Source organism: Streptomyces beijiangensis (assembly GCF_017315755.1).
In the GTDB taxonomy this organism is placed as follows: Bacteria; Actinomycetota; Actinomycetes; order Streptomycetales; family Streptomycetaceae; genus Streptomyces; species Streptomyces beijiangensis.
The window spans coordinates 1-271 of the sequence record NZ_JAFLRJ010000712.1 but is presented as its reverse complement, the minus strand read 5'-3'; the positions used below and the strand labels follow the sequence as shown (position 1 = coordinate 271).

1 protein-coding gene is annotated in these 271 nt (G+C 71.6%); it reads left to right on the top strand.

The window, feature by feature from the left end:
• Positions 1–6: 6 nt before the first annotated feature.
• Positions 7–271: inositol monophosphatase family protein (locus J0695_RS38550; protein ID WP_277990095.1), on the top strand; the 265-nt coding region annotated here is incomplete at its 3' end.

The window sequence follows — 271 nt, the reverse complement described above, 5'->3', positions numbered from 1 at the left end:
GCGACCATGCCCGACTACCACGATGATCTGCGCCTCGCCCATGTCCTGGCGGACGCCGCCGACGCGGCGACGATGGACCGGTTCAAGGCGCTCGACCTCAAGGTCGAGACGAAGCCGGACATGACGCCCGTGAGCGAGGCCGACAAGGCCGCCGAAGAGCTGATCCGCGGCCAGCTCCAGCGTGCCAGGCCGCGCGACGCGATCCTCGGCGAGGAGTACGGGCTCGCGGGCACGGGACCGCGGCGCTGGGTCGTCGACCCGATCGACGGCA